This is a genomic window from Sulfuriflexus sp. (genome assembly GCF_032250955.1).
In the GTDB taxonomy this organism is placed as follows: domain Bacteria; phylum Pseudomonadota; class Gammaproteobacteria; order AKS1; family AKS1; genus Sulfuriflexus.
In genome coordinates, this window is sequence record NZ_JAVVES010000018.1 from 19716 (window position 1) to 45825 (window position 26110).

At 56.4% G+C, this 26110-nt stretch carries 26 protein-coding genes; all 26 read right to left on the bottom strand.

The window, feature by feature from the left end:
• Window positions 1-3: 3 nt before the first annotated feature.
• The 26 genes from RQ738_RS04965 to RQ738_RS05090 all read right to left on the bottom strand — a co-directional run bounded on the left by RQ738_RS04965 (window position 4) and on the right by RQ738_RS05090 (window position 25868).
• Window positions 4-2031 carry a chemotaxis protein CheA gene (locus RQ738_RS04965; RefSeq protein WP_314162547.1) on the bottom strand — a complete coding sequence of 676 codons (2028 nt, stop codon included), beginning with the start codon at window positions 2029-2031 and terminating at the stop codon, window positions 4-6.
• Between the two features lie 20 nt (window positions 2032-2051).
• Window positions 2052-2798, bottom strand: a complete 747-nt coding sequence (locus RQ738_RS04970) for a protein phosphatase CheZ (protein WP_314162548.1) — start codon at window positions 2796-2798, stop codon at window positions 2052-2054.
• A gap of 14 nt (window positions 2799-2812) precedes the next feature.
• Complete coding sequence (gene cheY, locus RQ738_RS04975) at window positions 2813-3205, bottom strand: chemotaxis response regulator CheY (RefSeq protein ID WP_314162550.1); 393 nt, start codon at window positions 3203-3205, stop codon at window positions 2813-2815.
• A gap of 105 nt (window positions 3206-3310) precedes the next feature.
• Window positions 3311-4042 (bottom strand): RNA polymerase sigma factor FliA, encoded by a 732-nt coding sequence (locus RQ738_RS04980; RefSeq protein ID WP_314162553.1) that lies wholly within the window; start codon window positions 4040-4042, stop codon window positions 3311-3313.
• Window positions 4039-4926 (bottom strand): MinD/ParA family protein, encoded by an 888-nt coding sequence (locus RQ738_RS04985; RefSeq protein ID WP_314162583.1) that lies wholly within the window; start codon window positions 4924-4926, stop codon window positions 4039-4041. The genes RQ738_RS04980 and RQ738_RS04985 overlap by 4 nt, the downstream gene beginning before the upstream one ends.
• On the bottom strand, window positions 4919-6202 hold the full coding sequence (flhF, locus tag RQ738_RS04990; RefSeq protein ID WP_314162554.1) for a flagellar biosynthesis protein FlhF: 1284 nt from the start codon (window positions 6200-6202) through the stop codon (window positions 4919-4921). Before flhF ends, RQ738_RS04985 begins: the two co-directional genes overlap by 8 nt.
• A gap of 80 nt (window positions 6203-6282) precedes the next feature.
• Window positions 6283-8364 carry a flagellar biosynthesis protein FlhA gene (flhA, locus tag RQ738_RS04995; RefSeq protein ID WP_314162555.1) on the bottom strand — a complete coding sequence of 694 codons (2082 nt, stop codon included), beginning with the start codon at window positions 8362-8364 and terminating at the stop codon, window positions 6283-6285.
• 53 nt (window positions 8365-8417) lie between these two features.
• Window positions 8418-9548 (bottom strand): flagellar biosynthesis protein FlhB, encoded by a 1131-nt coding sequence (gene flhB / locus RQ738_RS05000; protein WP_314162556.1) that lies wholly within the window; start codon window positions 9546-9548, stop codon window positions 8418-8420.
• On the bottom strand, window positions 9548-10324 hold the full coding sequence (gene fliR / locus RQ738_RS05005) for a flagellar biosynthetic protein FliR (protein ID WP_314162559.1): 777 nt from the start codon (window positions 10322-10324) through the stop codon (window positions 9548-9550). The genes flhB and fliR overlap by 1 nt, the downstream gene beginning before the upstream one ends.
• A gap of 24 nt (window positions 10325-10348) precedes the next feature.
• Window positions 10349-10618, bottom strand: a complete 270-nt coding sequence (fliQ, locus tag RQ738_RS05010) for a flagellar biosynthesis protein FliQ (RefSeq protein WP_314162561.1) — start codon at window positions 10616-10618, stop codon at window positions 10349-10351.
• A gap of 9 nt (window positions 10619-10627) precedes the next feature.
• Window positions 10628-11323 (bottom strand): flagellar type III secretion system pore protein FliP, encoded by a 696-nt coding sequence (fliP, locus tag RQ738_RS05015; RefSeq protein ID WP_409929525.1) that lies wholly within the window; start codon window positions 11321-11323, stop codon window positions 10628-10630.
• Window positions 11324-11382: 59 nt separating this feature from the next.
• A complete protein-coding gene (gene fliO, locus RQ738_RS05020; protein WP_314162565.1) occupies window positions 11383-11838 on the bottom strand; it encodes a flagellar biosynthetic protein FliO in 456 nt (151 codons plus the stop codon).
• An 11-nt stretch (window positions 11839-11849) separates the two neighbouring features.
• Window positions 11850-12263 (bottom strand): flagellar motor switch protein FliN, encoded by a 414-nt coding sequence (gene fliN / locus RQ738_RS05025; protein ID WP_409929523.1) that lies wholly within the window; start codon window positions 12261-12263, stop codon window positions 11850-11852.
• Window positions 12256-13281, bottom strand: a complete 1026-nt coding sequence (fliM, locus tag RQ738_RS05030) for a flagellar motor switch protein FliM (RefSeq protein WP_314162566.1) — start codon at window positions 13279-13281, stop codon at window positions 12256-12258. The genes fliN and fliM overlap by 8 nt, the downstream gene beginning before the upstream one ends.
• Before the next feature lie 2 nt (window positions 13282-13283).
• Window positions 13284-13829 (bottom strand): flagellar basal body-associated protein FliL, encoded by a 546-nt coding sequence (gene fliL, locus RQ738_RS05035; protein ID WP_314162567.1) that lies wholly within the window; start codon window positions 13827-13829, stop codon window positions 13284-13286.
• A gap of 263 nt (window positions 13830-14092) precedes the next feature.
• The gene (locus tag RQ738_RS05040; RefSeq protein WP_314162569.1) at window positions 14093-15319 is read right to left on the bottom strand and encodes a flagellar hook-length control protein FliK; all 1227 of its coding nucleotides are present in this window, start codon (window positions 15317-15319) and stop codon (window positions 14093-14095) included.
• An 84-nt stretch (window positions 15320-15403) separates the two neighbouring features.
• Window positions 15404-15850, bottom strand: a complete 447-nt coding sequence (gene fliJ / locus RQ738_RS05045) for a flagellar export protein FliJ (RefSeq protein WP_314162571.1) — start codon at window positions 15848-15850, stop codon at window positions 15404-15406.
• Window positions 15847-17250: a flagellar protein export ATPase FliI gene (gene fliI / locus RQ738_RS05050; RefSeq protein ID WP_409929526.1), complete on the bottom strand. Its 1404-nt coding sequence runs from the start codon at window positions 17248-17250 to the stop codon at window positions 15847-15849. Before fliI ends, fliJ begins: the two co-directional genes overlap by 4 nt.
• Window positions 17234-17917, bottom strand: a complete 684-nt coding sequence (locus RQ738_RS05055) for a flagellar assembly protein FliH (RefSeq protein WP_314162573.1) — start codon at window positions 17915-17917, stop codon at window positions 17234-17236. Before RQ738_RS05055 ends, fliI begins: the two co-directional genes overlap by 17 nt.
• Entirely contained in the window at window positions 17898-18926 is a 1029-nt protein-coding gene (gene fliG / locus RQ738_RS05060) for a flagellar motor switch protein FliG (RefSeq protein ID WP_314162574.1), read from the bottom strand. The genes RQ738_RS05055 and fliG overlap by 20 nt, the downstream gene beginning before the upstream one ends.
• Window positions 18916-20541, bottom strand: coding sequence for a flagellar basal-body MS-ring/collar protein FliF (gene fliF / locus RQ738_RS05065; RefSeq protein WP_314162575.1), 1626 nt, complete (start codon window positions 20539-20541; stop codon window positions 18916-18918). Before fliF ends, fliG begins: the two co-directional genes overlap by 11 nt.
• Window positions 20542-20568: 27 nt before the next feature.
• Entirely contained in the window at window positions 20569-20892 is a 324-nt protein-coding gene (fliE, locus tag RQ738_RS05070; RefSeq protein ID WP_409929524.1) for a flagellar hook-basal body complex protein FliE, read from the bottom strand.
• A 24-nt stretch (window positions 20893-20916) separates the two neighbouring features.
• Window positions 20917-22287 (bottom strand): sigma-54 dependent transcriptional regulator, encoded by a 1371-nt coding sequence (locus RQ738_RS05075; RefSeq protein ID WP_314162577.1) that lies wholly within the window; start codon window positions 22285-22287, stop codon window positions 20917-20919.
• On the bottom strand, window positions 22287-23522 hold the full coding sequence (locus tag RQ738_RS05080) for a sensor histidine kinase (protein WP_314162578.1): 1236 nt from the start codon (window positions 23520-23522) through the stop codon (window positions 22287-22289). The genes RQ738_RS05075 and RQ738_RS05080 overlap by 1 nt, the downstream gene beginning before the upstream one ends.
• Before the next feature lie 132 nt (window positions 23523-23654).
• Complete coding sequence (locus RQ738_RS05085; protein WP_314162585.1) at window positions 23655-25103, bottom strand: sigma-54 dependent transcriptional regulator; 1449 nt, start codon at window positions 25101-25103, stop codon at window positions 23655-23657.
• A gap of 237 nt (window positions 25104-25340) precedes the next feature.
• The gene (locus RQ738_RS05090; RefSeq protein WP_314162580.1) at window positions 25341-25868 is read right to left on the bottom strand and encodes a PilZ domain-containing protein; all 528 of its coding nucleotides are present in this window, start codon (window positions 25866-25868) and stop codon (window positions 25341-25343) included.
• Window positions 25869-26110 lie beyond the last annotated feature (242 nt).

The following is a 26110-nucleotide window of genomic DNA, read 5'->3' on the forward strand; positions in this document are numbered from 1 at the left end:
CCTTTACATTCTGCGCGCATAAGCCTTTAACAGGCTCGGCACATCGAGGATCAAGGCAATATTGCCATCACCGGTGATCGTCGCACCGGCCAGTCCATCGGTTCCCTGGATCATCTTGCCCAGCGGTTTGATCACGACTTCTTCCTGGCCAAGTAATTCGTCCACTACAAAGCCGACGCGTTGTGTGCCCACACCAACAATCACGACATGACCACTGTTCTGACGGTCGGCCTTGCTACGGTTCCTGATTAACCATTCCCCGAGGTAATAAAGTGGCAGCGGCTTATCGCGCACAACGACTACTTGTTGGCCATCGACGATATTGGTCTTACTCAGGTCAAGATCAAAGATTTCGCAAACATTCACCAGCGGCAAGGCAAAGGCCTGTTTGCCGAGGACCACCATCAGGGTCGGCATAATCGCCAGTGTCAGCGGGACCTTGATAACCAGTTGACTGCCTTCGCCGAGCTTCGAGTCAATCTCGACCGAACCGTTGAGCTGCACGATGCGGGTTTTGACGACATCCATCCCCACCCCGCGGCCCGAGATGTCGGAGATTTCTTCCTTGGTCGAAAACCCCGGCGCAAAGATCAGGTTGTAACATTCGTGATCTGAGAGACGCCCTGCGGCATCCTCGTCCATCAAGCCTTTCGACACGGCGATACTGCGCAACTTGTCAGGGTCCATGCCTCCGCCATCATCGGCAATGATTAATTCAATATGGTCACCTGCCTGGGAGGCCTTTAACAAGACCGTGCCGGCGCGTGTCTTGCCGGCCGCTTCACGGGCATCAGGCATTTCAATACCATGGTCTACTGCGTTTCGTACCAGGTGGACAAGCGGGTCGGCGAGCGCTTCCACCAGGTTCTTGTCGAGGTCGGTATCCTCACCTTCCATCTCGAGGACGATCTCCTTGTTCAGCGTGCGCGCCAGATCACGAACAACCCGTGGGAAACGTCCAAAGACTTTTTTGATCGGTTGCATACGCGTCTTCATCACCGCATTTTGCAAATCGGCCGTCACCACATCCAGGTTGGCAACCGCCGAGGAGACATGTTCATTCTCCACACTGCTCTGCAACGTTGATAGACGGTTACGCACCAGCACCAGTTCACCGACGAGGTTCATAATGTCATCGAGACGTTTGGTATCAACACGCACACTGGTTTCAGCCTGCGCCGGCGCCTCGCGGGTTGCTGCAGGTTTGGCTGCGGGCTTCTTCTCGACAGCCTGCCCCGTCGCTTGCGCGGCAGGTTGTGCTGCGGCGGCGGGTGTCGCTGCCACGGGTTCGGCGGTTGTCGCCACGCTGGCGCCCGGGGCAGCCTTTTCACCATGCAGTTGATCCAGCAGGGCCTCGAACTCATCGTCACTGATCATGTCACTGCTGGCGGCTGCTGGTGATGGGGGTGGTTCACTCGTCGCGTCCTCATTACCTGCCACCACGGCACCAAACTGGCCCTTGCCATGCAAATCATCCAGCAAGGCCTCGAACTCGTCATCACTGATTTCATCCGAGGTATTGGCGGCGGCTACCGGCGCACCGCTGGTTGCATTGGCGGCCTCGAGCATGGCCTCAAATTCCTCATCCGTGATATCGGCTTCTGCTGTCGGTGCCTGCTCGACCGGCGACGGTGCGGCAGCCTCCCCATGCAAAAGGGCATTCAGTGCCTGCAGTTGTGCCGGATCGGCATCAGGCGGGTATTGACCTGCCTTGAGGTGATCGAACATCTCATTGACGCTGTCGAGAACAGGCAGGATGACATCCATGAGTTGGGCATCAACAGCGCGCTCACCGTTACGTAGTGCATTGAAGACATCTTCAGCCAGGTGACAAAGCTGCACCAGTGGCTCAAGGCTCAGGAAGCTTGCACCACCTTTAATGGTGTGGAATCCACGGAAAACAGCATTGAGCAGCTCGCTGTCGCCGCTACTCTGCTCGAGATCGACCAACTGCCCACCGAGTTGCTCCAGGATCTCTCCGGCCTCAACGAGAAAGTCCTGCAAGATTTCGTCATCGGCATCGAAAGACATACGGGTACTCCCTAAAAATCCTAAAATCCGAGACTGGAGAGCAGATCATCTACTTCATCCTGACCAGATACCGCACCTTCGCTTTTCACTCCCGGAACCTGGGGTCCATCGAGCTTGTCGCGTTCGGTTTTTGTTTTCTCAGATGTATTGCCTTCTGCCAGCATGCCACCACTGTCTTTGATCAATTTGACCAGGCTGGTCTCGAGATCAGAAACCAGGGTTATGACGCGCGTGATAATCTGGCCGGTGATATCCTGAAAATCCTGCGCCATCAGGATCTCGGTCAATGCACCTTTTACCTGGGCCGAGCCTTTATGCTGTTGCTCGAACACCTCGGTAATTTCCTGGCATAACCCTCGAAACTCCTGCGGTTCCATCTCGCGCCGCATGAAGCGTTGCCAGCGTTCGTGGATCTCCTTGCTGCGCGCTTCCAAGACCTCGCATACCGGCATGCTTTCTTCGACCGCATTCAGCGTCTTGTTGGCAGATTGCTCTGTCATGGTAATGACATACTGCAAACGCTCGCGCGCGTCAGGAATATCCTTGCCGGTAATTTCAGTCAGCTGGGCATCCAGGCGAAAACTGTTCAGGGCCTCGTGCAACTCGCGAGTGAGTTTGCCGATCTCCTGGAACATGCTCTTATCGCGCACACTCGCCAGTTCCTCAATAATCTGATCCGCGGCGCCGGTGTTGCCCGACTCGATCGCTGCAAGCAGGAACTCAGCCTTGGATAAATACTTATCCTTGATATTACTGTCTTCTTCCATTACCCCACCCCCGTTCACGAACCGCTGTCGACACGCTCAAAGATCTTGTTCAGCTTTTCGCGTAAAACCTCTGCTGTGAACGGTTTGACAATATAACCATTTACACCTGCCTGTGCGGCCTCAACAATCTGCTCACGTTTCTGCTCGGCGGTGACCATCAGCACCGGCAACGAGGCCAGCTTGGCATCCGCACGCACTGCCTTGAGTAAGTCGATCCCGGACATACCGGGCATATTCCAGTCGGTTACCAGAAAATCATAATTCCCTGACTGCAGCATCGGCAGCGCCGTCTGGCCATCGTCGGCCTCGCTGGTGTTGTTGAAGCCGAGATCCCTCAACAGGTTCTTGATGATGCGACGCATGGTCGAAAAATCATCAACAACCAGGATCTTCATATTCTTATCCAAAGCAACCTCCCATCTATATAGTCGCTCAAACTTACAAATCACTCATGGTTAAAAGGGGATATGCCCCCTGTTCTGTCTATGTTGTCGGCAGGTAGTCGAAATGGTTTAGCTGTCTGAGACCCAGTCTGTCATGCGCGCCCGTAAGCGCAGGATCGCCTGGCTGTGGATCTGGCTGATACGTGACTCGGTCACGCCGAGCACTTCGCCGATTTCGCGCAAATTCAGCTCTTCATCATAATACAGGGCCATAACCAGACGTTCACGCTCCGGCAGGCCAGCAATGGCCTCGGCCAGGGCCTTGCGAAAATGACCATTCTGGACACCATCGAAAGGCTCAGAAGTATCGCCGCTCGCGCCAAGAAGCAGGGCCTCATCCTGACCGCTGACCTCGTCAAAACTGGTCAGGCGCTGACCGCTGGCATCCTGCAGCATCTGGTTGTATTCCTCGATGGAGACACCCAGTTCCTCGGCAACCTCGAGGTCGCGTGCGTCACGGCCTTCACGGTTTTCAATCTGGCGTACCGCTTCCGAGATGGTACGAGCCTTCTTGTAGACTGAACGTGGCGCCCAGTCATTCTTGCGCACTTCATCCAGGATCGCGCCGCGAATACGAATACCGGCATAGGTCTCGAAGCTGGCACCCTGGGTCGGGTCATAGTGACGCGAGGCTTCCAGCAGGCCGATCATGCCGGCCTGGGTAAGATCATCCACCGCAACCGTTGCCGGCAGGCGGGTCACCATGTGATAGACAATGCGCTTCACCAGTGGCGCATGCTCTATGACCAGTGCATCCGACGTGCGCCCCTGGTTTTCGGTATACATGGCAAGTCCGTTCATGACACATTCTCCACAAGCCATTGATCGGCTTCACTCTGAACCAGTCGTTCAACAAAAAACTCCAGATGCCCACCTGCCGTATTCGGCATAGGCCACTTGTCGACGGCCTGGGCCAGCTTTTTAAAGGCCAGGGCTGAACGACTTCGCGGATAGGCATCAGAGACTGCGCGCTGGCGCTGAATCGCCTTGCGCAGATAATCATCGTAAGGAACCGTCCCCGTAAAGTCGAGGGTGACGTCAAGGAACTTGTCGGTGACCTTGAGCATCTTGGCAAACAAGTCATGCCCCTGCTGCACACTCTGCACCATGTTGACCATCACATGGAATTTGTTAATACCATGTTCCTGGTTGAGTACCTTGATCAGTGCATAGGCATCGGTGATCGAGGCCGGTTCATCACAGACAACGACCAGCACTTCCTGGGCGGCACGGGTCAGCGTGATAACGCTGTCTGAAATACCCGCGGCAGTATCAATGATGAGTACATCGAGATTATTATTGAGCTCGCTGAAGGCGCGCACCAGGCCGACGTGTTCTTCGGGTGACAGTTCGGCCATACGCTTGATACCTGATGCGGCCGGGACGATTTGCAGACCGGCCGGACCGTCAACAATGACTTCCTCAAGGGTTCGCTCGCCGCTAATGACATGTGACAGGTTATGTACCGGATGCACACCCAGTAACACATCGACGTTACCCAGCCCGAGATCGGCATCAAGTAACATCACCTGCTTGCCCTGTCCGCTCATGGCCATGCCCAGATTCACCGAGACATTGGTTTTACCGACCCCGCCCTTGCCGCTGGCAACCGCGATCACCCGAACCGCTTTCGGCTGGCTGATACGCCGCATACCCTCGGCCTGATCCATACTCGCTTCAGCCATGTACATGGGTATTCTGCCTCTCAGTGGCCATCGCGAGCAGGTCCTGCTCGAGCATTCGTTCATCACTCTGTTTCAGTTCCATCGCCTGCTTGACCAGGTTATGGGCCCGCGCCAGGCGCAGGTCTTCCGGCACACGCTGGCCATCGGCAACGTAAGCTACCGGCAGTTTATGCCGCACAGCGACTGACAGGACCGGCCCCAGACTGCTGGCCTCGTCGGTCTTGGTGATGAAACAGCCTTCCGGCTCCGCTGCCGCAAAGACCTTGACGGCTTCATCAAGGGCCGTGTATTGCGTGGTGGCAGACAGGACCAGGAAGCTCCGCACCTGAGCCGAGCCATCATGAATAACCGCTATCTGTTCGGAAAGACGGACATCCCGCTGACTCATACCGGCGGTATCGATCAGGACAAGTCGCTTGTCCTGCAGGCTGTTGAGCGTTTCGCGCAGCTCATGACCGTCGTTGGCAATGCGTACCGGCACATTAAGGATACGGCCGTAGATACGTAACTGTTCGTGAGCGCCGATCCGGTAACTGTCAGTGGTGACCAGCGCCACGCTCTGACTGCCATGCCGCAAGGCATAGCGAGCCGCCAGCTTGGCGATGGTCGTGGTCTTGCCAACACCGGTAGGCCCGAGTAGCGCAATGACGCCACCTTCATCAAGAATATCTTCATCACTGACGGGCAACCTGTGGGCCAGGCGACCCAGGCTTTCACGCCACATATAATCGTAGTCAGCCTCGCCTTGTTCACCGGTCAGTTCCCGACACAGTGACGGGCTCAGGCCCATGTTCATAAGTTCGCGCAAGAGGCGGGTACGTTGCGGGTGCAAGCGCGCCTGTTCACCCCATGCCAGGCCGGTCAGACGATTTTCCATCATGCCACGCAGGCTTTCCATGTCGCGACGCATTTCGACAAGAGTGGGTTCCTGCGACCATTCGATCTTCATGGCCGGCTTTGGCCTGGCGGCAGTCGCGACGCCGGCTTGTGATGCTGGACTTGCAGTCTCGGGCTGCACCGCCGTCGAGGCCCGGGGAGGTTCAGGTTGTGCAACCGCTGCCGGCGCAGCTTCAGCAGGCGCGGGACGCTTGTTACTTTCACTGCCCTGCATGCCAAGGCCATCAAACAAGGCCTCGTCATAATCGGTCGCGGCCACGATCTCAATACCGCCATTGACCTCGAGATTGGAAAGGATCACCGCATCCGGGCCAAGCTCTTCACGCACACTGCGGATGGCGCCGCTGATGTCCCTGGCGAAGAATCTTTTGATTTTCATTCTGTCTTGCTCCTGACTCTGGCTATAACGCCTGAACCAATGTCATCTGTTTTTACTTTTCCGTACCGTTTGTTGCCCATCTATTCACGCCCCACACTGGCGACGATCCGTATCTGCTTGGTATCCGGGATTTCGCTGAACGCCAGCACGTGCAGTTCCGGAATCGCATAGCGTACAAAACGCGCCATTAACAGACGGATCCCCGGTGAGACCACAAGTACCGGGGTCTTGCCTGCTGTCTCCTGTTGCCGCGCGGCATCCTGCAACGACTTGAGCAAGCGGTCAGCGAGCCCGGGTTCCAGCCCGGCACCGGCATCCGTGGCACTCAGGAGAGATTCTTGCAACATCTGTTCCAATGTCGGATCCAGGGTGATAACCGCCAGCTCACTCTCCATCCCATTGATATACTGAACAATTGATCGGCCAAGGGCGACTCGCACCTGGGCGGTCAGAGCGGCAGCATCTTGACTCTGGGCACCGGAGACCGCCAAAGTCTCGACGATCGTCCGCATATCACGGATGGGAACGCGCTCCTCGAGCAGGTTCTGCAGAACCTTCTGCACCACGCCGACCGACAGGGTCTCCGGCACCAGCCCTTCAACCAGCTTCGGCGCCGTCTTGCCCAGGTTCTCGAGTAATTGCTGCACATCCTCGCGCCCCAGTAATTCATGCGCATGGTTGTGCAAGATCTGGCTCAGGTGGGTGGCGATGACGGTACTCGCATCCACTACCGTATAGCCCATGGTCTGCGCCTCATCGCGTTGCGCGGGGTCAATCCACAAGGCGTCCAGACCAAAGGCCGGGTCCTTGGTGGTGAGGCCGTCAATGACCCCGAAGACCTGCCCCGGGTTAATCGCCATTTCTCGTTCCGGGTAGATCTCGGCCTCGCCCACCGGCACGCCCATCAGCGAAATCGAGTAACGACCGGGCTCGAGGTCCAGCTTGTCACGGATATGTACCGAGGGAATCAAAAAGCCCAGTTCCTGGGTGAGCTTCTTGCGCACACCTTTAATGCGACTCAGTAGCTGCCCACCCTGTTTCTTGTCCACCAGTGGAATCAACTTGTAGCCGACATCAAGACCAATCACATCCACAGGCACGACATCGTCCCAGCTCAGTTCCTTGTTTTCACTGAGATGCTCCGGTTCTGCCTGTGCCTCGGCCACCGCTTCAGCCGCCTTATGTTGCGCGGCAACCTGTTGCCGCTGCGTGATCATCCAGCCGGCGCCGCCGCAGATCGCCGCCAGGGTCAGGAAGGCGAGGTTTGGCATGCCCGGGATCATGCCCATGATGCCGATAATACCCGCGGTCACAAACAGGGCACGGGGATTGCTGAACAGCTCGCTGAAAATATTCTCGCCCATATTGTGCTTGCCGGAGCTGCGCGTAACGATAATCGCCGCGGCAGTAGACAACACCAGTGACGGGATCTGTGCGACCAGGCCATCGCCGATAGTAAGCAAGGTGTAGTATTCGATCGCCGTGGAGAATGGCAGGTCATGCTGCACCATGCCGATGGCAAGACCGCCGATAATATTGATAAACAGGATCAGGATGCCGGCAATGGCGTCGCCACGAACAAACTTGCTGGCACCGTCCATGGAACCGTAAAAGTCAGCCTCGTTGGCAATATCACTGCGCCGCTGACGGGCCTCATCCTGATCGATCAAGCCCGCATTCAGATCCGCATCAATGGCCATCTGCTTGCCGGGCATTGCATCCAGGGTAAACCGCGCACTCACCTCCGAGATACGGCCGGCGCCCTTGGTGACGACAACAAAATTGATAATCACAAGGATCGCGAACACCACCAGCCCGACCGTGTAATTACCTCCCACCACGAAGTCACCAAAGGCATAGATGACTTCACCGGCGGCGTCAGAACCGGTGTGCCCATCCAGCAGAACCACACGTGTCGAGGCCACATTCAGTCCCAGGCGCAGCAGTGTGGCGATCAAAAGAATGGTCGGAAAGGCGGTAAAGTCAACGGGTCGCTGAGTATAGATTCCTGACAGCAGCACGACCAGTGCCAGGGCGATATTGAAGGTGAACAAGATATCCAGCAGGATTGTCGGCAACGGGATTACCATCATCGCCAACATCATCAATAGCATAAACAGTGCACCTATACCGCTGCGGCTGGCACTGAGTAAGCCTCCCATAACTGTTGCCTGTTGCATTCTTGCTACTCGCTTATCGGTTGGTGGTTACGACATCAGTCGTGTCGCAAGTCATCCGGAATATCCACATCCGGCAGTTCGATTGTTGTATTCGGCTTATAGCTACGACGTTCACGCAGCTGGTAGATATAGGCCAGCACCTGCGCCACGGCCAGGTACAGACCGGCCGGGATCTCGTCATTTAGTTCAGTGCTATAGAACAACGCACGCGTCAATGGCGGCGCGGTGGCAACCGGTACATTATGCTTGTGCGCAACGTTACGGATTTCCGCGGCAATCAGGTCGGCGCCCTTGGCAATCACACGCGGTGCGCCCATGCTGTTCTGATCATATTTAAGGGCTACGGCATAGTGACTCGGGTTAGTCACGACCACATCGGCATTCGGCACATCCTGCATCATGCGACGTTCGGCCATCTGTTGCTGCAGGTTACGCACATGCTGCTTGACCTCGGGATGGCCCTCGGTCTCCTTGTTCTCGTCCTTGACTTCCTGCATGGTCATCATCAACTGACGATTGTGATCCCAGAGCTGGAACGGTACATCGAGCAGGGTAATCATGATCAACGCACTGCTAATGGCCAGAAACGACCAGAACAACAAATCACCCACGCGCGCCAGCGCATCTTCAATGCCCATGCCGCCAAGCTGCAGGAAATCATCAATATGAAACCACAGGTAGGTCACCGTCACCCCGCCAATGATCAGAAACTTGCCGAGCGCCTTGAGGAGTTCCACCAGGCCGCGCACAGCAAACACCCGGCCAAGACCCTTGATCGGGTCCAGCTTGTCCCATTTGAAGGCCAGCGCCTTGGTACTGAAAGAGAATCCCCCCAGGACCATCGGTGACAGAAAAGCAGCCACGACCAATAGCGTGAACAGCGGTACCAGCGTTAACAAGGCGTCGATACTGCGCGCCTCCAGCAACTGCAACATCGCGGCGGTATCAAATATATGAGGGCGTTCTACTGTCAGTCCCTGCGCCATGACACCACTGATGCCCTGCATGAGGTTATCGCCGAGGAACAACATGCCGGCAGCCCCCGTCATCAGTACCGCAGTGGTATTCAGTTCCCGGGAACGCGCAATCTGGCCCTTCTCCCGGGCGTCATTAAGACGTTTCGGTGTCGGTTGCTCTGTTCTTTCCTGACCGCCCTTCTCCGCCATCAGCGACCTCCTGCCAGCTCGCGCATCAGGGCAAAGCCGGCCTGCAAGATGTTCTCAAACTGCGGGATAATGCTCGGCAAGGACACCAGGATGACGACAAAACCAAGTGTCATGATCACAGGGAAACCGATGGCAAAAATATTCAACTGCGGTGCGGCACGGGTCATCACCCCGAAGCCGACATTGACCACCAGCATCGAGGCCACTGCCGGCAATGCCATGAGGACGGCCCCGGAAAACATGTAGCCGGCCCAACTCAGCAGGCTCCACAGGCTATCGACACCCAGACCCGTGGCTCCGACCGGCAGGGTATAAAAGCTGGTAGCGATAACTTCGATCATGACCAGATGGCCGTTAATCGCGAAAAACACGAGGGTAACGAAGATCGAATATATCTGGCTGACGGTTGGCACGATCACACCGGTTGCCGGGTCATTCAGTGAGGCAAAGCCGAGCCCCATGGTCAGAGCAATCACCTGCCCGCCCAGCACAAAGACAGAAAACACCAGTTGCAAGGTAAAGCCCATGGCGACGCCAATCAGTACCTGCTGCAGGACCACGACAAAACCCGTCAGGCTGAACATATCAATGGCCGGCGGGGGCGGCAGCACAGGGGCGATGACTATCGTTAGCGCGAGAGCAAAAACAAGCTTGATGCGCATCGGCAGCAGAGCGCCGCCAAATACAGCGGTGGCCGTGATCAGCGCGGCAATACGGAACAGGGGCCAGAGGTAACCGGCTAACAGCGTAAGCAATTCGGTACTGGTAAAGTTCATCGTCGCGACGCTCGCCTTGCCCGGTTACCCTATTACATAGGGAATGTTTTCGATTAACCGTCGCGTGAAATCCAGTAGCAGGCGCAGCATCCATGGCCCGGCCAGGGCGAGGGTTAACAGGGTGATCAGAAGTTTGGGGATAAAGCTCAGGGTCATTTCATTGATCTGGGTCGCAGCCTGGAACATGCTTACCAGCAGACCGATGCCCAGTGCCGGCAACAAAACAACGGAAACCATAATGACAATGATGTGCAGGGTATTTTGCATGATTTGCAGGACGTCTTGTGGCGACATATCGATATCCTATATATAGAAGCTTGAGGCCAGCGTACCGAGCACCAGTGACCAGCCATCCACCAGCACAAACAACATGATCTTGAACGGCAGCGAGATAATCAGTGGTGACAGCATCATCATCCCCATGGACATGAGGACGCTGGCGACCACCAGGTCAATGACCAGGAACGGGATAAACAGCAGGAAGCCAATCTGAAAGGCGGTCTTAAGCTCGCTGGTCACAAACGCCGGGATCAGAATTGAGAACGGCACATCTTCAACCGACTCCAGTCCTTCAAGACCGGCAATCCCGGCAAACAGTTCTATGTCGGCCTCGCGTGTTTGCCGTAGCATAAAACCTGAAACCGGTTTGCGAGCCAGTTCGAGAGCCTGCTCGGCACCGATCTTTTCTTCAAGATAAGGCTGGACGGCATCAACATGCACCTTGCTGATTACCGGTGACATGACGAAGATGGTCAGAAACAGGCTCAGGCCGATAATAATCTGGTTGGTAGGCGTTTGCGCGGTACCGATCGCCGTCCGCAAAATAGACAGGACGATAACGATACGGGTGAAGGCGGTCATCATCATCAGTGCGGCCGGCAACAGGGTCAGCACCGTCATGACCATGAGCACCTGGATGCTCAGGGAATATTTTTGCCCACCATCCGCATCAGTGGTCACCGTCAGTGCGGTCAGCCCCTGCTCGGCTAATGCGGGCATGGCGGCGGTAACCCCGAAGAACAGAATCACTAAGGCAAGGAAATGCAGGCTCCGGCGTTTCATTTATCACGCCTCCGGGCCATTGCCTCGCTGAGTCGTTCAGCGAACCCCGGCGCGGTCGTGCCCTTGTCATCGACATCGATCGGCTTATCGAGCACATGCAGAGTCTGGATACGCCCGGGGCTGACACCCAGCAGTATCTGCTTTTCTCCGACCTGCATGAGGACAACGCGCTCACGTGCCCCCATGGAGAGACCACCCAGGATCTTTAACGCACCGTTACCGGTAACAGCAAAGCCACCGACGCGCTTTAATAACCAGGCAACCCCGATCACCAGCAACAGGACAAACAACAAGCCGAGAGCCACTTGTGCCATGCTGCCGCCCGAGAGTGGTTCAACATTGACCCGGCCGGCCAGCTTTTCTGTCTTGCCGGTCACTTCCGCGGCAATAGCGCCTGTCGCAAAGAAAAGGCTGAACAACAAACCCGGCAAACGCTTATTTCGAATAGTCATGCAGGCGATACTTATTTGAGTTTCTTCAGTCGTTCGGCGGCACTCACCACATCAGTCAGGCGGATCCCGAATTTGTCATTCACGACCACGACTTCGCCGTGCGCGATCAGTGTACCGTTTACCATGACATCCATTGGCTCCCCGGCAAGCCGGTCCAGTTCAACCACGGAACCCTGGTTTAACTGCAACAGGTTGCGGATACTGATGGTGGTACGGCCAATCTCCATGGCGATGGTAACCGGGATATCCAGAATCACTTCGATATTGGCATCCTCATCGGTTACCTCGGCAGCATCATCCTGCAAATGATCTACAGGAGCCGCCGGGGCATCTGTCGGGACCGCCTCATCCGTCGAGGCCGCGGCGGCGGCCATATCCTCAGCATCCTCAGTCGGTTGACTGTTCTCGTCAGTTGTATCATTCATTCGACACGTCCTTCTTCGGTATCAATTCAACAAGTTGTTTACTTTCCGGCCTCTCAACCGGACGGGTAATCTTCACGGCCTTATTGCCATGTGCCTCACCATAGGTCCCACGTAATATGGGAATACCACCCGAGCGGAGTAACACCGTCTTCGGCATATCGATAGGGATAATGTCGCCAGGTTTCATATCAATGATTTCCTGGAGGGTAAGTTCTGCTTCAGCCAGCTGGCAGTTCAGATCTACCCGGGCACTTTTTATTTCCTCGCGGAGCGCGGTTATCCAGCGCGTATCCGTTTCTGCGCGGTCACTCTGCACGCCGGCATCGAGGAGTTCCCGAATAGGTTCCAGCATGGAATAAGGCATCGTGATGTGCAGGTCACCGCCGCCGCCGTCAAGCTCAATGGTAAACTTGGTTAATACGACAACCTCGGTCGGGCTGACAATATTCGCAAACTGCGGATTGACTTCAGAGCTTTGGTACTCATAGTCAATATCAAATACCGGTTTCCATGCGCTAGCCAGGCTCTTGAAGATATCCGCCAGCACCACCTGCACAATGCGCAGTTCTGTCGGCGTGAATTCGCGACCTTCTATCTTCGCGTGTCGTCCCACACCACCGAAGAAATTATCCACCAGGATAAACACCAGCTTGGGGTCAAGGACAAACAATGCCGTACCCCGCAACGGCGCCATCTTCACCAGGTTCAGGCTGGTCGGCACATACAGGCTGTGAATATATTCGGAAAACTTCATCATCTGCACACTGCCGACCGATATCTCGGCAGAACGACGCAGCAGATTGAAGAGGCTGGCACGGAACAGGCGGGCAAAACGTTCGTTGATCATTTCCAGCGTGGGCAGGCGGCCGCGTACGATGCGGTCTTCAACCGCAAAGTTGTATGAACGGGTTGAACCGTCATCGCCACCATCGTCACCGTCTGTCTCGACATCGCCATTTGATACGCCGTGCAACAGTGCATCAATCTCTTCCTGCGAGAGTAAATCGTTGACAGACATGGCTACTGAATCACAAAACTGGTGAAGAAGACTTCCTGAATACCCTTGTCATCGGTGTACTTCTGCAGAACCGACTGGATTTCCTTGCGGGTTTCCGTGCGAAGCTTTTCCTTGCCCTCGCGCGAACTCAGGTCCTTGAAGCTCTGGCTGCTGAACAACAGCACCAGGTTATTGCGTATAACCGGGTCATGCTGTTTCAGACTCTCTACCACTGCTTCATCGTGCGTCATGACACTCAGGCCGATTTGCAGGAAGCGCACCACACCCTTGTCTTCAAAGTTCACCACGAAAGGTGGATCGAAGGGATGGTAGATAACCTTCGTGTTGCCGGCATCTTTGGCCTGCGCCTTTTTGTTCGCGGTCTTGCCAGCAGTGTCTTCTGCGACTGCTTCCTCGTCGGCCCCACCGAGGAAGTACAGCGTGCCGCCGATGGATGCCCCCATCAGGACCAGCACCACCAACACAATAATGATTATCTTTAGCTTGCCTGATTTGACCGGCTTGCCATCGTCATCGCCAAGTTCCAGATCTTCTTCGTCAATTGCCATAAATGTGACTCCTCGTCCTTCTGGTCACTGATGTAGCAAGACGCATGCCACCGCGAGGTAGCCGGATCGAAGGTGAGGGACAATGTGAGGAATCCTGCGCCAGGCAGGAAGTTACGCATGTAAAACAGCCAGTTAAGCGCGGTAAAAACGGCTCGCCGCGAGACCGTCTCCGGCCGGGTCAATGACCGGGGCCGACAAAAACATGACACCGGTGGTTAAAAATTCGCCAAGCTACTGATTATCGGGGGCTGAAGAACCGTTATTCAGATGTAATAGTCGACGGCGCGCTCGCTGATCATCACCGGATGCAGCATAACCTCGGCATGACCTTCTGCCAGTGACTCGAGGTTACCCGGCCCGGCATTGCGTTCCGTACCGTTACCCTGATCATGCGCAGCCGCCTGCCCACCCGCGGAGCTGTCCTGATGACGCACATCAACATCGCCCAGATTGAGGCCTTCATTGGCCAGCATTTCCCGCAACCTCGGTATGGCCAGTTCAATTGTCTCGCGTGTCGTTGCATGGACAGTATTAAAGGTAATGTTGGTCTGTTCCTTGCTCACATTCACCTGGATATCAATCGGCCCAAGCTCAGCCGGATTGACACGGACCTGTACAGACTGGTTATTCCCCACAGACCAGACCACCCGCTCGGCAAAGGCGCGTTGCCACTGCTGATGCTGCACGGGGACATCAATGCTCACCTGTTGCAGGCCGGTAGCGGAAGTGGTGGCCGTGCCGGAGGTCGTCACCGGGCTGCCTGCGGAGACCGGGCTGGCAAGATTGGTGGCCGTCGTCTGGCGGCCATTGAATTCAGTGAACTGCTCAATGAGTTTGTTGGCCTGGGCCATCTGCAGCGGGGGTTTCTCAGTATCGCCACGGCTAACCAGCGAAATAACCTTGCCTTCCCGTGACTCGGCTGCCTGTAACTGCAGTGCCGCCTGGGCCTGGGCGGTGTCAGCAGCGGCCTCGCCCTCTATCGCCGGCGAGACGGGGGCAAGCCTGGCAAGGGTTTCGGCCAGCGTCGGTGGCGGGGTCGTTTTGTCGGTCCCCGTCTCCGGCCTGCCCGGTGCTACCGGCCTGCTGTCCACGACCACCACGGGGCTGGCCAGTGCGATACTCTCATCACCCTCGGGGACGATCTCCGTTTCCAGCGATGCTTCAGCACTAACCTCCAGCGCCTCGGTCGCCAATTCAAGGTCTGCGTCACCGAGTAACCCTTCAAGCTGCTCGGCGCTTTCCGGCAACGGTAATGGCAAGGCCTTGCCGTCCTGCGGCAACCCCGCTTTCGCCGTTACCGGGGAAAGCTTGCTGTCGGCTGCGACTGGCCCGGTATTTTCTTTGCCCTGTTGCTGCACCTGGCTTGAGAGGACGCCACCAAATTGGCTTTTTTTATCCGCACTTACGTCACTTTTCAGCACGCTCGCCGGGGCCTTATGATTACCTGGCGCCGGGCTGGGGGCAACTTTTAACGGCAATTGATCAGACATCGTCTTACTCCGGTGCTCACCTGAAATATTCTCTACCCAGGAAGGAGCAAGGAGTGTGCCAACAACCGCGTGGTGCGTGATTATTCAGTAATTGTTGAAGTCGCTGCGCCGGTGCTGGGCACGCTCGTCGTTCTCGTTTTGCTCCCGCCGGTCCTCGAGACGCTGCTCTTCGGCATGAAACCGCGACACCACCTTGTTCAGTGCCTCGGTCCTGGTCCGCAGGGCTCGCCATTCCCGGCTGCGGATCTCGAGGAGGCGCTTGCTCTCCTCTATCTTTTGTTGCTGAAAGCGGGCTGCCTCATCGAGGCGACGCAGGAAATTGCCATACTCGACCATTTGCCCGGCACCGATGCCGTTGGTCCCGGCAGACTGCATGCGTTGAGCATATTCAGCCCGGTAGCCGCGCAGTTCATCGAGTTTCCGGTATTGCTGATCGAGGTGCTGCTGTTGTTCTCCCATGAGCCGGGCCGCATCCCGCTCACGGGTTTCCGCAAGATGGGTAACAGGTTTCAGGCGTTCTGACTTGGTCATGACTGTTGTACCGGGCTATGTTGAGACATGCCGTTGGCCGGCTCCTGTTGCGGCACGGCATTCACTATTTCTTCAAGAGTGGCACAACTCCGGTCAAGATCAACCGCTTCATTCATGCCCTGCTGCAAAAACTCGACCAGCCGGGGATGCAGTTCTACTGCCGTATCAAGACGCGCATCATGCCCGGGGCTGTATGCGCCCACCGCGATCAGGTCGCGACTTTTCTCATAGGTGGAATAGAATTTCTTGAACGTGTTCGCCTGGCCCTGCTGTTCCGGGGTCACGATCTCGGTCATGGCGCGACTAATCGATTTCTCGATATCGATGGCCGGATAATGACCGGCATCGGCAAGGTCACGAGACAAGACCACATGACCATCAAGGATCGCACGTGAGGCATCAGCGATCGGGTCATTCTGGTCATCCCCTTCCGCCAACACCGTATAGAAGGCCGTAATCGAACCACCGCCATGATCACCGTTACCGGCACGTTCGACGAGTTGCGGCAGCCGCGCAAATACCGAGGGGGGATAACCCTTGGTGGCCGGTGGCTCACCAATGGCCAGTGCAATTTCACGCTGCGCCTGCGCATAACGCGTCAATGAATCCATGAGCAGGAGGACATTCTTGCCCTTGTCCCGATAATGCTCGGCAATACTGGTGGCCAGCATCGCGCCATGGATACGCATCAACGGCGTATTGTCGGCAGGTGCCGCGACGACCACCGCCCGGCGCATACCTTCCACGCCAAGCGTCTTCTCAATAAATTCCTTCACTTCACGACCGCGTTCACCAATCATGCCAACGACAATAATGTCGGCCGTGGTGAAGCGTGTCATCATGCCCAGCAAGACGCTCTTGCCCACCCCACTGCCGGCAAACAGGCCCATCCGCTGGCCACGGCCAACGGTCAATAACGCGTTGATCGCGCGGACACCAACATCCAGCGGCTCGTGGATAGGTTTGCGCTGCATCGGATTAATGAACTCGCCGTTCAGGGAGATGCACTCGTCACCCTCGATTGGGCCCTTGCCGTCGAGGGGCCGGCCGGCGCCGTCGATCACCCGGCCGAGAATGGCGTCACTGACAGGCACGTTATAGACCTCGCCGGTGGGGATCACCCGTGAATCCGGTACCAGTCCGCGGATCTCCTCGGTGGGCATGAGAAACAGGCGTTCTCCGGAAAACCCCACCACCTCGGCCTTGGCGATATTACCGTTGGGCGCAATGATTTCACAGACCGCGCCCACCGGCGCCAGGCAACCAATGGCTTCAAGGGTCATCCCCACCATGCGGGTCAACTTGCCCTCCACAACAATGGGGGCGCTGTTCTCGGCAGATGCCTGGAAACGCGCCAGTTCTGCGCACCACTGCTGACTACGTTCAGTCTGTGCCGGCATCATCACACTTCCGATCGCCGCCCAGCAGGTTGGTGGCAATCGCTGTCAGACGCGCCTCCATGCTGGCATCAATGCGCGAGGTGTCAGTGATGACCTTGCAGCCGCCGCGCTTCATTATCGGTTCTTCAACGATTTCCCAACGCTGTTCGCTGCCCGATACCGACAGTGCATCACGCACCAGCCGGGCATCCTCCGGATTCAGCAAGAGCCGAATATTTCTGGCCGCCACCGGCAGGCTGGAAATCGTCTCGCGAACGACCGCGACTACCTGGGCGGGATCGATTCTCAATTCGCGTCGCACCAGTTGCCGGGCAATGCTCAGCGACAGGGTGACCATTTGTCCGACGACTTCTTCGTCAAGATCTTCCAGTGGTTGATTGAGTTTGTTGATGATCGCCTCGAGGTTGGCGACACTGCGTTGTATCTCCTGCCGACCTTCATCAAGGCCCTTCTGCAGGCCTTCAGCACGTCCTTCCGCATAGGCCTGCTCCTGCAGTTTTTCAATTGCCTCGGCCGTCAGCATGTGCTGATGTTCGACTTCTTTCTTCTGTGCTGCCTGGGCGGCTATTTCACTCGCGGTCGGTTTCTGTACCGAGGGCGCTTCCCAACGATCACAGGCCACACCCTCACCATCAATCAGGTGCGTTTTAGGAAACGAACTCGTCACCCTTGCCTCCCAGTGATATTTCGCCCGACTCAGTCATGCGGCGAGCAATGGCAATAATTTCCTTTTGCGCCTCTTCCACTTCACTGAGCCGGACCGGGCCTTTGGCTTCAAGGTCGTCACGCAGCATTTCGCCCGCGCGCTTGGACATGTTCTTGAAGACCTTTTCCTTCAACGCATTATCCGAACCCTTCAGGGCCGTCACCAGGTTGTCTGTCGAGGTCTCGCGCAGCAGCATTTGTATGCCGCGGTCATCGAGTTCGACCAGGTTGGCAAAGACAAACATGTTATCAAGGATCTGCTGGCCCAGGTCCGGATCGGCTTCCTTCATCTGATCCATAATCTCGTTCTCTATGGAAGTATCCATGACATTGAGGATGTCGGCAGCCGCCTTGACGCCACCGACACTGGAGGACTTGATGCTGCTGGCATTATCACCGGCAAACTGTTGCTCCATAATATCGTTAAGCTCACTCAGGGCATTGGGCTGAATGCCGTCCAGCGAGGCGACCCGCATCATGACATCAAGCCGCATGTTTTGCGGCAACATGGACAACACTTCCGCGGAGTGATCGTTATCCAGGTAGGCCAGAATGATGGCAATAATCTGCGGATGTTCGATACGGATCAGTTCCGCCGTCTGGCGGGCGTCCATCCACTTCAATTGTTCCAGCCCCTTACTGTTCTTGCCGAACAGAATACGGTCAATAACCCCGTTCGCCTTGTCCGCGCCGAGGGCGTTGGTGAGCATGTTGCGGATATAGTCGTCATTGCCGATGCCAAGCGATGTCTGGTCTTCGGCGATGGTGATAAATTCGCCCAGCACGGTTGTGACCTGCCTTTTGGAGACATTGGTCAGATCGGCCATGGCCGCACCCAGTGCCTGCACTTCCTTTGGCCCCATGTGCTTGAGGACCTCGGAAGCACGGTCCTCACCGAGCGACAGCAGGAAGACGGCGGCGCGCTCCACACCGTCGAGAGTATTTTCAGCTTCTACTAAATCAGCCGGCATCGGTGCCCACCCAGTTCTTCAATACCTGTGCCACGGTCCGTGGATCCTGATCGACCATGCTCAGAGCGGTCGACAACTGTGATTCATGCGTCTGCTGCTGGAGCTGCCTGGCAGCCTTCTTTCCTGACAGAGTCACGTTGTCACCTTCGTCGTCATCGTCATCTTGCCCGGACCAGCCTGCATATTGTTTCATGTCGACACCTTTTTGTGCCAGTTCACGCATCACCGGCCGCAAGACACTGAAGACCAGTACAAGTACCGCCAGCGCACCCAGTAATTGCTTACCCAGCTCCAGCACCCAGGCCTGTTTCCAGATAGATTCTTCCGGCAGCGGCTCGGGCTCAGGCACGATACTAAAGGCCGCATTCAGGACATTGATACGGTCACCTCGCTGTACGCTGAAACCGACCGCGTCCTGCACCAGTCGCTCGAAACGTTGTATCTCTTCTGCCGTGTAGGTCTGGCCAGCGGGGTCGCCTTCCGCCGATATCTTGTTGTCCACCAGCACAGCAACAGACAGACGCCGGATTGTGCCCGTGGCGAGGCGGGTGTGACTAATCGTCTTGTCCACCTCGTAATTACGCGTTGCACGGCGCGTGGTGTTCACCGCCGCCGGGTTATTCGTCGTTGCTTCAGCGTTGTCCTCCAGACTGCCTGCGGCCGGCGGCTGATTGGTCAACGCGCCAGGTACGCCTTGTGCAGAACCTCTACCGCCACGCATCTCGTCAAGGGTCTGCTCACTGCGCATGGCGACCTGATCAGGATTGAAAACCTCCTGGGTCTGTTCAGTGACCGTAAAATCAAGCTCGGCATTAACCTGTGCCTTGACCTTACCCTGACCAACAATCGGTGTCATGATTTCTTCAATGCGTTTGATATAAGAATTTTCAATCTGGTGTTTGTAGTCCAGCTGCTTGCCACTGAAGGCCATGTCAGTGTTGCCCAGTTCATCAGTAAGCAGGCGCCCGGACTGGTCGACGACGGTGATCTGACCAGCCTCCAGTTCCGCCACGCTCGAACTCACCAGGTTTACAATTGCCTGCACCTGGGAAGATTCAAGCATCCGCCCCGGGAACAGACCCACGGTCACCGAGGCGCTGGCCTTTTTACGCTTGCGCACAAAGGCAGACTGTTTCGGGATGGCAAGGTGTACGCGGGCGTGTTGCACCGACTTCAGGCTTCTGATTGTACGTGACAACTCACCTTCGAGGGCGCGCTGGTAACGCACCGACTCGACGAACTGGCTACTGCCAAAACCATCCTGGTCATCCAAAAGCTCAAAACCGTTGCCCGCCCCTTCCGGCAGACCCTGCGAGGCGAGTTTCATGCGCGCGTCATGCATGGCATCATCCTGCACCCAGACACTGCCGTTCGTTTCATCCACCCGGTATTTCAGGCCGGACTTTTGCAGGGCATCAACGACCTGGGCCGAGTCCTGGGCCGTCAGGTTGTTATACAAGAGGCGATAATTCGGCGTCTGTGACCACATAACGATAGCGACACCGAGTGCCACACTTGCCGCCAGGCCTATCATCAACCCGAGTTGTCGAAGAACCGGCAGGCCGCTGAAACCATTAAACTGGTTGCCGACGTTTTCTGCTTTGACTAGTGCCATATTCTTATCCGTTCTTTACTGACGGCCTTATACCGGCATATTCATAATATCGGTATAGGCGTTGACCAGCTTATTGCGCACTTGCAACATGGCCTGGAACGAGACACTCGCCTTCTGCATGGAGATCATGACATCAGACAGGGCCACGTCAGGGTCACCCTTCTGGAAGGCCTCGGACAGCTGGCCAGCGGTCATCTGCGTATCGTTTACCTTGTCTATAGAGGTTTTCAGCACATCCGAAAAGTTGGCCGTTTCGGTTTCCGCAGCCGGATTAACCTGGCTGCCCCTGGCCATATCACCCATGGCGCGCATCTGCGCCAGTAATTGATTAACATTCATTTCACTCATCATCTCATCCTCAGCCGGGCCACGGTCTTAACCGGGCAGAACAATTCCGTCATCGCGCATGCGTGCAATCTTGTAGCGCAGGGTACGCGGGCTGATGCCAAGCTTTTCAGCCGCCAGCTTGCGGTTGCCCATACAGTTTTTCAGCATATCAATAATCATGTTGTGTTCATGACGCTTCACGTCGTCACCAAGCGAGTCATCCATGACCGCCGGGGCCTCTGCCGCGGCATGCTGAATAAACTCTGGTGGCTCAGCGGCTACACCCTGCAGTGCCGTGCCTGCCTCAAAGACCAGGTCAGCCGCGGCAATGCCGTTACCGGTATTCATGATCAGGGCACGCTGCATGACGTTATCCAGTTCGCGGACATTGCCGGGCCAGCGGTGTCGGGTCAGTTGCTGCGCGGCGCCTGCTGTAAGCGCCGCCACTGGCTTGCCGCCACGAATGGCCTGCTTGCGCAGGATCTGTTCAGCAATCGGCACTATATCCTCGGTTCGTTCACGCAAGGGCGGCAGGTGCAACGGGAAGACATTCAGGCGGTAAAACAGGTCCTCGCGGAAACGACCGGCACTGACCTCGGCACGCATGTTGCGATTGGAGGTTGCCAGCACGCGGACATCAAGCGAGACCAGTGTGCTGCCGCCGAGACGTTCAACTTCACGTTCCTGCAGAACACGCAGGATCTTGGCCTGCAGCCCCAGATCCATTTCCGAGATCTCATCCAGTAACAGGGTGCCGCCCTGGGCCTGTTCAAACTTGCCGGGATTAGCCTTGTAGGCGCCGGTAAAGGCGCCCTTTTCATAACCGAACAAGGTCGCTTCGAGCATGTTTTCGGGAATGGCTGCGCAATTGATGGCCACGAATGGTGCCTTGACCCGCGGTGACTGGCGGTGGATATAACGGGCCAGTACCTCCTTGCCCGTGCCGCTCTCACCCGTGATCATCACCGTGGCGTCACTCTCGGCCACACGCGCGGCGACTTTCTTTACCTCGTGACCACCCGGGGAGACTGCAAGAAAATCGGTCTCGGCAACATCCACCGCGACATACTGACTGACCATGCTCACCAGCACTTCCGCGTCAAAGGGCTTAACCAGGTAATCAATCGCCCCCTCGCGCATGGCCTCCACAGCACGCTCAATCGAACCATGGGCAGTCATCAGTAATACCGGCAGAACGGCATTGCGGCTTTTAATCTCGCGCAACAGGGCATGACCATCCATGCGTTGCATCTGTACATCACTGACCACCATGTCGACCGCTTCGTTGGCGAGGATGTCCATCGCCACACGTCCATCATCTGCCGTCAGGGTATTGAAGCCTGCCAGTTCAAGGGTGTCACATAACGCCTCTTGCAAGGCGGCATCGTCTTCAACCACGAGTATGCTTGCCTGACTCATTATCTCTCCTCACTCATCGCTGCGGCGCGGACAGTATTGTTGCCCGACTGCCCTGAACTCAATGCCGAGTTCTTTACATTCAGTGGCAGGAACAAACTGAAGGTACTGCCCCGGCCTGCTTCTGACTCCACCCACATGGTGCCGTTATGGGCATGCGCGACGGCCTTGACCACGGCCAGCCCGAGGCCGGTGCCGCGGCTGCGCGTGGTATAAAAGGGTTCAAAGATTTGTTCCTGTAATGACCTGGGGATGCCCGGACCATTGTCAGTAAGGGAAATGACCACGGCCTGGACGCCATTCTGTTTACGCAGGCTTGCGACCAGTCGCAACTGCGCCTGCTCGCCGCAGGCCTGCATGGCATTATTAATAAGGTTCTGAATCGCGCCACGCAATGCTTCACGGTTACCAGTCAGGATGGTGTTCCCGGCCGTCGTCTGCACATCAAGTCGCGCCTGGCATTGCTGTAGCTGGGCTTCCATGGATTCATGGATCTGCTTCAGGAATTCATTGACATGAATCTGCTCACCACCGCAGCTGCCACCCTTGGCAAACATCAACATGTCATTCACCTGCCCTTCAAGCTGATGCAGGCTGTTGCGGATCTTGCCGGCGACGCGCAGACGTTTGTCGCTTTCAATCCCGGGGTGTTCAAGGTGTGAGCAATACAGGAGCGCCGAGGCGAGCGGTGTACGGATCTGATGTGCCAGCTGGGCGGCCATCTCACCCATATCTGAAAGGCGCTTGTGCCGGCTCAGGCCTTCCTGCAGCTTGCGTGTTTCGGTGACATCTTGCAGCAACAGGATCTGGCCCGGCTCGTTGCCCAGGGCCTGGGTCGAGATACTGACCCGGCGACCATCACGCAGGGAAATGTCATGGCCATCATCAACCTGCGGCGCAAAGGCGCGCTTGATAACCTCGAGCCACGACATGCCTGCCAGTGGTTCGCCGAGCAGGCCTTCGGCCGCCGGGTTACATTCCACCACCACGCCTTCGGCGTCGAGCACGATCACCCCCGCCGGCAAGGCCTTGAGCAGGCTTTGCAGGCGATCCGCAACACGCACCTTCTCGGTGAGTTCCCGCAGACGTTCGTTCTGTGCCGTGACCAGTTCCTGGTTCAGGCTGGCGACCCGGCCCTCCAGTTCCTGGTAGGAATTGGCCAGCTGCCGCGAAACATCATTGAATACCTCGAAGGCATTCTGTAGTTCAGCGTTGCTCGAGTGGGCCGCTTGGCTCATGTTGCTCTTGCTCCATGTTCATGACGTTTATCGTTGTTCGTCAATCATGGAGCAAGAAGCGTGCCCAACAGGGTCAGTATGTTTTATAACAAAGGGTTACGGACACGGCACCCCGGACGGGTGCCTCGCGAGTCAAAAGTTTGTCGCCTCTTCACCGCGTTGCAAATCATATTTACGCAGTTTCTCGACGAGGGTGGTACGACGCATGTTCAGCCGCTTGGCGGCATGCGCGACGACACCATTGGCCTCATCCAGCGCCTGCTTGATGAAGGTGTATTCCATATTAGACAGATGTTCCTTGAGATCGAAGTTATCATTCGGCAGGCGCGTGACGGCTGCAGCGTTGCGGTAATTATCCTCGATCCCGTCGTCATCCAGTTCCTCAACGTCGCCGAACTCGGCCATATTGAGTCCCTGGATACGGAATTTGTCCGGCAACTCGGCCAGGTCCACGACACCATAGGGATAGAGGATGACCAGGCGCTCGATCAGGTTGGCCAGTTCGCGGACATTACCGGGCCAGTGATACTGGCACAGGGAAATAATCGACGCCGGTGTCAGACGCACCGAGCCACGCTTGTCTTTTTCAAAACGACTGATCAGCTCATTGACCAGTAAGGGGATATCGCTGCTGCGTTCGCGCAGCGGCGGCATCTCGATCGGGAAGACATTCAGGCGATAGAATAAATCCTCACGGAACTCCCCTTCCTTGATGCGTTCTTCAAGGTTGCGGTGGGTGGCGGCAATGATCCGCACATTGGTCTTGATACTCTTGTTGCTGCCGACGCGCTCGAAGGTTCGTTCCTGCAGGACACGCAGCAACTTCACCTGCATATTCAGGCTCATGTCACCGATTTCATCGAGGAACAGCGTGCCGCCCTCGGCCATTTCGAAACGCCCCTGGCGGGCGGTAATGGCACCGGTAAAGGCGCCCTTTTCGTGACCAAACAATTCGCTTTCCAGCAGGTCGGCCGGGATCGCACCACAGTTAATCGGCACAAAGGGGTGTTCACGGCGGCTGGAATTGTAATGCAGGTTGCGGGCCACCACCTCCTTGCCGGTACCGGACTCGCCGAGGATAAGGACATTGGCGGTCGAGGCCGCGACCTGTTCAATAAGACGACGTACCTGGCGAACGGCCCGACTGTTACCGACCAGGCTGCGAAACAGCGTCACCGGACGCTCGCTTTGCTGGACGCGTCGGCTTTCGCGGTAAATGCGTGCCTTTTGCAGCATGCTGGTAAGCTGGCTATGGCTGGCAGGGAGTATCACGCAACCCAGCACGCCGACGGCCGAACTCAGGCTCTCCATTTGGGCGGCCGAGTCTTCCTCGCCGAGCAATAATACGGGAACATCCTCGTCGAGTGCCTGAATGGAGGCCAGCGTCTTGTCACGTTGCTCGTCACTGCTGCAACCGCCCAGCAGGATGGTTTGCAGGCTGCTGATGTCATCCATCTGCTCTTGCCAGTTTGCGGAACCGGTGATTATCAGATCTTCACATTCAAGAAAATCGAAAATGACCTGTAGATCATGCTGTTGTTCAGGATCATCTTCAATAATCAGCAATTTAGAGGTTAGCATCGTGTCCTTGTCCTCAGTCGGCCGGGAAATGTCGACCTTTTGGCGTTTATTCACTACATATTCTTCAGGAATAGATAAGTTAAGCACTCACTTCCCGGCATGTCAAAAACTTGTCAGTAAAAATACGTAAAAAATTGTATCAAAACCGTTAATTGGAAGTTTAGAGCGGTAATATCAATTAGTTACAAACAGGGAGAAGACGCCATAATCATGACGCCGGCAGGCGTGAGTGGCGGGTTATGACTGACTATTACGCGCGTGAGCAACTTCACGTCGATGATGGGTAAAAATGTATTTTTCGAACAGGTCCTGCAAGCCTTCCGGCAGGGCATCCAGCTCGACATGACAGTGCCCGGCCTCCACACCCGTGACCCGGCCGCACAGGCGCAGTGGCCGGGGAATGGTGCGATGCAGATAAATCGATAACTCGATGTATTCGCCCATGGCCGGCAGATTACCAGGATCGGTCCAGACCAGTTCCGTGGCACCAAGGCGCAGACTCACCGTTGCCGGCAGGTCCAGCTGGTGCGTTAGCAGGTCACCAAGCAGTTCCATAATAATATTGAGCTTGAAATCAAGCGTCGCCAGCTCCTCGCTATGCTCGGGCGGATGCTCCTCCAGGGCCAGAATCAGGCGCAGCAGCTGTTCATTCTCCTCACACTGCTGCGCAGTCAGCTCGCCACTGGCCGCGCGCCAGCCAAAAGGCGCCGACAGCGCAAAACTGATGCCCATACCGAGGGTACTGTGTGAAGAATCTATCATCATATATTAACTATAGCAGAAGAAATTGAACAAACTGAGCCCACAAATGGGCAAAAAAGCCAGGAGGGGCGATAGGTTCCGCGTCGGATTACGCGCCTCCGCGCTAATCCGACGCGAAGCTCACAGTGGATACTAGAGTGAATCCGACGTGCCCATTTTCAGTTTCGTGTCGGATTACGCGCCTTCGCGCTAATCCGACCTTGTATCTCTCTCGATAGGCTGTTTAGCTATCAGCGTATCAGGGT